This window comes from Lysobacter sp. N42, from assembly GCF_004344885.1.
Map to the genome: position 1 here is coordinate 1 of NZ_SKFB01000081.1, position 6,730 is coordinate 6,730.

The window sequence follows — 6,730 nt, forward strand, 5'->3', positions numbered from 1 at the left end:
CATCCCGCGCGGCCGTGCGCTGGGCGTGACCATGTACCTGCCCGAGGGCGACAAGTACTCGTACAACGAGGTCGCGCACCTGGACGAGGTGCTACGCGCCTGCGGCGGCGACGTGGCCGTGCTCGCGCCCGATGCGCGCCCGGCCGCGGGCTGGCTGGTGCGCATGCAGCGCCAGTTCGCGGCCGACGCCTCGATCGCCAGCCTCACGCCCTGGAGCAACGCCGGCGAGACGGCCGCCTTCCCGCGCCTGGGCGAATGCGCGCCGCTGCCGTCGCAGCCGGACGCCATCGCGCGTGCCGCAGCCGACGCGGCGCGCCCGCCCGTCGAACTGCCCGCCGCCGTGGGCCATGCCGTGCTGCTGCGGGGCGCCATGCTGCGCGCGGTGGGCGGGCTCGATGCCGCGACCTACCGCTCGTGCTATGCCGCGCTCATCGATGTCTCGCTGCGCATGCAGGCCTTCGGCGGGCGCAACCTGCTCTGCGCGCAGGCGTTCGTCGCGCGCCAGGCCGAAGGGCGCCCGGCCGATGGCGACCTCGACCGCCTGGCGGCACGCTGGCCGCACTGGAATGCCGCCCTGGCCACCTTCCTGATGCGCGATCCGCTGCGCGAGGCCCGCGATGCCGTGGCCACCACGCTCGCGCGCCACGAGGCGGCCATCGCCACGCAGGCGGAGCTGTTCGCCGAGGGCGCGAGCGCATGAGGCGCAACCCCTGCGCGGCGCGTGCCCGGCACCCGGCGGGCGCGGTCGTGGCGGGCAGGTGCCCGACGGCCCGCGGAGCCCTGCGTTGAGCGCCGACATCGCCGCCATCGTCGTCACCTACCGCAGCGCCGAGACCATCGCGCTCTGCCTGCAGCGGCTGCTCGCCGCCGCGGGCGTGGCGGCGGTGCGCGTGGTCGACAACGGCTCCGACGACGGCACGCTGGAGATCGTCGCGCGCATCGCCAGCATGGACCCGCGCCTTCGCTTCATCGCCAATCCCGACAACCCCGGCTTCGCGGTGGCCTGCAACCAGGGCGCGTCGGACGTGGACGCGGCCTGGCTGGCCTTCGTCAATCCCGACTGCCTGGTCGAGCCCGATACGCTCCTGCGCCTTCGCGAATCGGCCCGCGGGCTGGGCCCCGCGCTGCTGGGCGCGGACCTGGTGGACGAGGAGGGCGTGCGCGACGGCGCGGCGCGGCGGCGCGATCCCGACTTCGGCGCGATGCTCGCCGGCCTGGTCGGCCGTGCGCGCGCCACCGACCTCGCGCTGGCACCCTCGCAGGAGCGCCTGCAGTGCGTCGATGCCGTGTCGGGTGCGCTGATGCTGATGCCGCGCAGCCTGTTCGTTCGCCTCGGTGGTTTCGACGAGGGCTATCGCCTGCACGCCGAGGACCTCGACCTCTGCCGCCGCGCGCGCGAGTCGGGCGCCACGGTCGCGGTGGACAACCACGTGCGCGTGGTGCACGTGCGCGGCGTGTCCAGCCGCTCGCGGCCGGTGTTCGTCGAATGGCACAAGCATCGCGGCCTGTGGCGCTATTTCCGCAGGTTCGAGGCGGCACGGCGCGGGCCGCTGACGCGCCTGCTGGTGCGCGTGGCGATCGCCCTGCGCTTCGTCCTGGCGGCCGCGCGCGCCTGGTGGCGTGCGCGCGCGTGATCAGCGGCCGAGCCGCAGCTTGAACTGCAGGCCCAGGGTATCGGGCGTCACGTCCGCGATCCGCGGCAGGTAGATCAGGTTCAGGCCCAGCCGGTCGCCTTCGATCTTGGCCACCACGCCGCCGGCCGGTGCGAGGCCGCCGTCGTTGTACCCCGGGTACCCGGTCACCGCGCCGACCATGCCGCCGACGCGCACGTAGCGGCCCAGCTGCAGCGGTGTGTAGTGGTAGAGCGCGTACCAGGAGTCCTCGTCGACCGAATTGCGGTAATAGCCGGCCGATCCTGCATGGCGCGGCTTCCATTGCAGCTCCACGCCGGCACCCCAGTTCTCCTGGTTGAAGTCCTCGCCGGCGGCCAGGAACTCTTCCTCGTCGCCGAAGTGGTGCGAGACGAGGTTGAGGTTGCCCCACCACTCGGGCGCGCTGCGTGCCTGCTGCGAGCGTGCGGTGCCCGCCGCGACAAGCAGCAGCACCAGCAGGCAGGGGCGCCGCAGGCGGACGGACGTGATCATCGGCATAGCCCCGCGTCGGGATGCGGGGGAGTCTGCGTCGCGCCGCGTGCAGCGGCGGTCATGGCCGGGCGGGAGCAAGGGACGTGCGCGGCCCCGGCCGCTGCGCCTGTCCGGCCGCGCTGCCCGGGCGCGCTTGGCCTGCCCGGGCCAGGGGAGCGAGGGCTTCAGCGATGCCGGTTGATGGCGTCGCGAAGCGAGCGCGCCGCGTCCGCCGCGGCCTGCGCATAGTCGTTGCCGGCCGATGCGTAGAGCACCGCGCGCGAGGAGCTGATCATCAGGCCCGTGCCGTCGGGCGTCTTCGCGTTCGCCACCACCGCGGCCGCGTCGCCGCCCTGCGCCCCCACGCCCGGCACCAGCAGCGGCACGTCCTTGACCAGCGCGCGCACCTCCGCCAGCTGCTCCGGCCAGGTCGCCCCGACCACCAGCGCGACGTTGCGGTTGGCATTCCAGTCGATCGCCGCCTTTTCCGCCACGTGTTGGTACAGCGGGCGGCCCGCCACCAGCATGTCCTGCAGCTCGCCGGCGCCGGGGTTGGAGGTGCGGCAGAGGATGATGACGCCGCGGTCGCCGCGGTCCAGGAAGGGCTGCAGCGCGTCGCGCCCCAGGTAGGGATTCACGGTGACCGCGTCGGCGCCGTAGCGGTCGAAGGCTTCCGCCGCGTAGTGCTGCGCGGTGCTGCCGATGTCGCCGCGCTTGCTGTCGAGGATCACGGGCACCTGCGGGTGCGCGGACTTCAGGTGCGCGATCAGGCGCTCGAGCGCGCCTTCCGCGCGCAGCGCCGCGAAGTGCGCGATCTGCGGCTTGAAGGCGCAGGCGAATTCGGCTGTCGCGTCGGCGATGTCGCGGCAGAAGGCGAATACCGCGTCGGGATCGTTCGCGAAGCGTGCGGGAAACTTCGCCGGCTCGGGGTCCAGGCCGACGCAGACGAGGGTGTTCGCCTGCTGCCAGCGGGTGCGAAGGTGCTGCATGAAGCTCATGGGCGGCTCCCGTGATCTCGTGTCGGAGCAGGTGATCCCGGCTGCTCCGTCATGCCCGCGAACACGGGCATCCATGGACGTCGTTCTCTCCCGCGGTGGATGCGCACCGGACAGCCACGTCAGGAGCACCGTCCCCCGCCTTCGCGGGGGTGGCGGTCCGGCAAGGCCCGTGACCGCCATCGGCGACCACGGGCCGGATCGTCACTTGAGCGCCTTGAACCGCAGGCGGTGCGGCTGCGCGCCTTCCGCGCCCAGGCGGCGCTTCTTGTCTTCCTCGTACTCGCGGTAGTTGCCCTGGAAGAACTCCACGTGCGAGTTGCCCTCGAAGGCGAGGATGTGCGTCGCGATGCGGTCGAGGAACCAGCGGTCGTGCGAGATCACGAAGGCGTTGCCCGGGAACTCGAGCAGCGCGTCTTCCAGCGCGCGCAGCGTCTCGACGTCGAGGTCGTTGGACGGCTCGTCGAGCAGCAGCACGTTGCCGCCCTGCAGCAGCGTCTTGGCCATGTGCAGGCGGCCGCGCTCGCCGCCCGAGAGCTGGCTGACGATCTTCTGCTGGTCCTGGCCCTTGAAGTTGAAGCGGCCGATGTAGGCGCGCGACTGGATCTCGATGCCGTTGATGTTGAGGATGTCCAGTCCGCCCGACACTTCCTGGAAGACGGTGTGGTTGCCCTCCAGCGAGTCGCGGCTCTGGTCGACGTAGGCGAGCTTGACCGTCGGCCCGATCTCGATCGTGCCCGAGTCCGGCTGCTCCTTGCCCGTGATCATCTTGAACAGGGTCGACTTGCCGGCGCCGTTGGGGCCGATGATGCCGACGATCGCGCCCGGCGGCACCGAGAACGAGAGGTCGTCGATCAGCAGGCGGTCGCCGAACTTCTTGCTGACGTTCTTGAACTCGATGACCTTCTGCCCGAGGCGCTCGCCCGGCGGGATGAAGATCTCGTTGGTCTCGTTGCGACGCTGGTAGTCGACCGACTGCAGCTCCTCGATGCGCGCCAGGCGCGCCTTGCCCTTGGAGCGGCCGCCCTTGGCGTTCTGCCGCGCCCACTCGAGTTCCTTGGCGATCGCCTTCTGGCGCGCCTTCTCCTGGTTCTCTTCCTGCTTCAGGCGCTCTTCCTTCTGCACCAGCCACTCGGTGTAGTTGCCCTTCCACGGGATGCCGCGGCCGCGGTCGAGTTCGAGGATCCACTCGGCCGCGTTGTCGAGGAAGTAGCGGTCGTGCGTCACCGCGACGACGGTGCCGGTGTAGCGCGCGAGGAACTGCTCCAGCCACTCGACCGATTCGGCGTCGAGGTGGTTCGTCGGTTCGTCGAGCAGCAGCATGTCGGGCTTCTGCAGCAGCAGGCGGCAGAGCGCGACGCGGCGCTTCTCGCCGCCGGAAAGGTTGGCGATCTTCGCGTCCCACGGCGGCAGGCGCAGCGCGTCGGCAGCGACTTCCAGCTGGTTCTCCAGGGTGTGCGCGTCGCCGGCGGCGAGGATGGCCTCCAGGCGCTCCTGCTCCTTGGCCAGGGCGTCGAAGTCGGCGCCTTCCTCGGCATAGGCCGCGTAGACCTCCTCCAGCCGCTTCTGCGCCTGCAGCACCTCGCCCACGCCTTCCTCGACGGCTTCGCGGACGGTCTTCTCCGGGTCCAGCTCCGGCTCCTGCGCCAGGTAGCCGACCTTGATGCCCGGCTGCGGGCGGGCCTCGCCCGAGAAGTCCTTGTCGACGCCGGCCATGATGCGCAGCACGGTCGACTTGCCGGCGCCGTTCAGGCCCAGCAGGCCGATCTTGGCGCCCGGGAAGAACGACAGCGAGATGTCCTTGATGATCTGGCGCTTGGGCGGAACGGTCTTGCTGACGCCGTTCATCGTGTAGATGTACTGCATGGGGCTCGGGGCTCCGGTCGGGCGCGGGCTCGGGGCCGCGCGGGGCAGGCGGCCGCCGCCTGCTCGGGGCAGGGGCCGCGGACGGTGGGGATGACCGCGAATTATAGGCCGCGGCCGCCCCGCCGTCCGGTCGCGGCGCCCGGCCGGGCGGCGCGTCGAGCGGCGGACCGGGGCGGGCCCTACAATCCCCGTCTTCCCGACCCTCCGGAGTGCCGATGTTCCCGCGCGATGCCCGTATCGAAGGATTCGACCCCGAACTGGCCCAGGCGATCGCGAACGAGCGGCGCCGCCAGGAGGATCACGTCGAACTGATCGCCTCGGAGAACTACGCCAGCCCCCGCGTGCTCGAGGCCCAGGGCAGCGTGCTCACCAACAAGTACGCCGAAGGCTATCCGGGCAAGCGCTACTACGGCGGCTGCGAGCACGTCGACGTGGCCGAGCAGCTGGCCATCGAGCGCTGCAAGGCGTTGTTCGACGCCGACTACGCCAACGTGCAGCCCCATTCGGGCTCGCAGGCCAACCAGGCGGTGTATTTCGCCCTGCTCGAGCCGGGCGACACCCTCCTCGGCATGAGCCTGGCGCATGGCGGCCACCTCACCCACGGCGCCAAGGTCAACGCCTCCGGCAAGCTGTTCAACGCGGTGCAGTACGGCGTGGACGCCAACGGCCTGATCGACTACGCCGAGGTGGAGCGCCTCGCGGCCGAGCACCGGCCGAAGATGCTGATCGCCGGCTTCTCGGCCTATTCGCAGATCATCGACTGGGCGCGCATGCGCCAGATCGCCGATTCTGTCGGCGCGATCTTCTTCGTCGACATGGCCCACATCGCCGGCCTCGTTGCTGCCGGCGTGTACCCGAGCCCGCTGCCGCATGCGCACGTGGTCACCTCCACCACGCACAAGACGCTGCGCGGCCCGCGCGGCGGCATCATCCTGGCGAAGGCTCCGTCGGAGGAGCTGGTCAAGAAGCTGCAGAGCATCGTCTTCCCCGGCATCCAGGGTGGCCCGCTGATGCACGTGATCGCCGCCAAGGCCGTGGCCTTCAAGGAGGCGCTGGAGCCGGAGTTCCGCGCCTACCAGGAGCAGGTGGTGAAGAACGCGAAGGCGATGGCCGACACGCTGATGCAGCGCGGCTACCGCATCGTCTCGGGCGGCACGCAGAACCACCTCATGCTGGTGGACATGATCGGGCGCGACGTCAGCGGCAAGGAGGCCGAGGCCGCCCTCGGCCGCGCGCACATCACCGTCAACAAGAACTCGGTGCCCAACGACCCGCGCTCGCCGTTCGTGACCTCGGGCCTGCGCCTGGGCACGCCGGCGGTGACCACCCGCGGCTACCGCGAAGCCGAGTGCATCGCGCTGGCGAACTGGATCGCCGACGTGCTCGACAACCCGAAGGACGAGGCCGTGATCGCCCGCGTGGCCGACGCGGTGCAGTCCCAGTGCGCGAAGTTCCCGGTGTATGGCTGAGACGATGGGCTTCGGGATTCCGGATGGTCGACCTGTGGGTCGACGGAAACCGGGAGTCGTCGACGGCACGGCGCCCGCCTTCGCGAATCCCGAATCCCCGACCTCCAATCCCGGCCCCTGATGCACTGCCCCTTCTGCCAGCACCAGGACACGCGCGTGATCGACTCGCGCGTGTCCGAGGACGGCGCGACGATCCGTCGCCGGCGCGTCTGCGAGGCCTGCGGCGAGCGCTTTTCCACGCTGGAGACCATCGAGCTCAAGCTGCCGGTGATCGTCA

Annotated in this window: 6 protein-coding genes and 1 pseudogene; 4 read left to right on the forward strand and 3 right to left on the reverse strand. The window is 71.1% G+C overall.

Translation table 11 applies throughout. The features are described from left to right. Positions 1-700, forward strand: a 700-nt coding sequence (locus EYQ95_RS25565; protein ID WP_132331937.1) for a glycosyltransferase, incomplete at its 5' end; no start/stop codon positions are given. An 85-nt stretch (positions 701-785) separates the two neighbouring features. Then, complete coding sequence (locus EYQ95_RS25570; protein ID WP_132331939.1) at positions 786-1,634, forward strand: glycosyltransferase; 849 nt, start codon at positions 786-788, stop codon at positions 1,632-1,634. Here the strand turns inward: EYQ95_RS25570 and EYQ95_RS25575 are convergent, their stop codons facing one another. From EYQ95_RS25575 to ettA, 3 genes are all read right to left on the reverse strand, one after another. Continuing rightward, positions 1,635-2,144: a hypothetical protein gene (locus EYQ95_RS25575; RefSeq protein ID WP_132331942.1), complete on the reverse strand. Its 510-nt coding sequence runs from the start codon at positions 2,142-2,144 to the stop codon at positions 1,635-1,637. Positions 2,145-2,308: 164 nt separating this feature from the next. Continuing rightward, on the reverse strand, positions 2,309-3,121 hold the full coding sequence (pyrF, locus tag EYQ95_RS25580) for an orotidine-5'-phosphate decarboxylase (protein ID WP_132331945.1): 813 nt from the start codon (positions 3,119-3,121) through the stop codon (positions 2,309-2,311). A gap of 201 nt (positions 3,122-3,322) precedes the next feature. After that, entirely contained in the window at positions 3,323-4,984 is a 1,662-nt protein-coding gene (gene ettA, locus EYQ95_RS25585; protein ID WP_132331947.1) for an energy-dependent translational throttle protein EttA, read from the reverse strand. 215 nt (positions 4,985-5,199) lie between these two features. Between ettA and glyA the strand changes: the two genes are divergently transcribed. Further along, positions 5,200-6,453 carry a serine hydroxymethyltransferase gene (gene glyA / locus EYQ95_RS25590; RefSeq protein ID WP_132331949.1) on the forward strand — a complete coding sequence of 418 codons (1,254 nt, stop codon included), beginning with the start codon at positions 5,200-5,202 and terminating at the stop codon, positions 6,451-6,453. Positions 6,454-6,573: 120 nt separating this feature from the next. Then, positions 6,574-6,730: pseudogene (locus EYQ95_RS25595) on the forward strand (transcriptional regulator NrdR); the annotation flags it as partial.

What these genes read in the sequence shown, in the direction of transcription:
- EYQ95_RS25575 (WP_132331942.1), bottom strand. Translation starts at nt 2,144, where the DNA reads ATGATCACGTCCGTCCGCCTGCGGCGCCCCTGCCTGCTGGTGCTGCTG.
- pyrF (WP_132331945.1), bottom strand. Translation starts at nt 3,121, where the DNA reads ATGAGCTTCATGCAGCACCTTCGCACCCGCTGGCAGCAGGCGAACACC.
- ettA (WP_132331947.1), bottom strand. Translation starts at nt 4,984, where the DNA reads ATGCAGTACATCTACACGATGAACGGCGTCAGCAAGACCGTTCCGCCC.
- glyA (WP_132331949.1), top strand. Translation starts at nt 5,200, where the DNA reads ATGTTCCCGCGCGATGCCCGTATCGAAGGATTCGACCCCGAACTGGCC.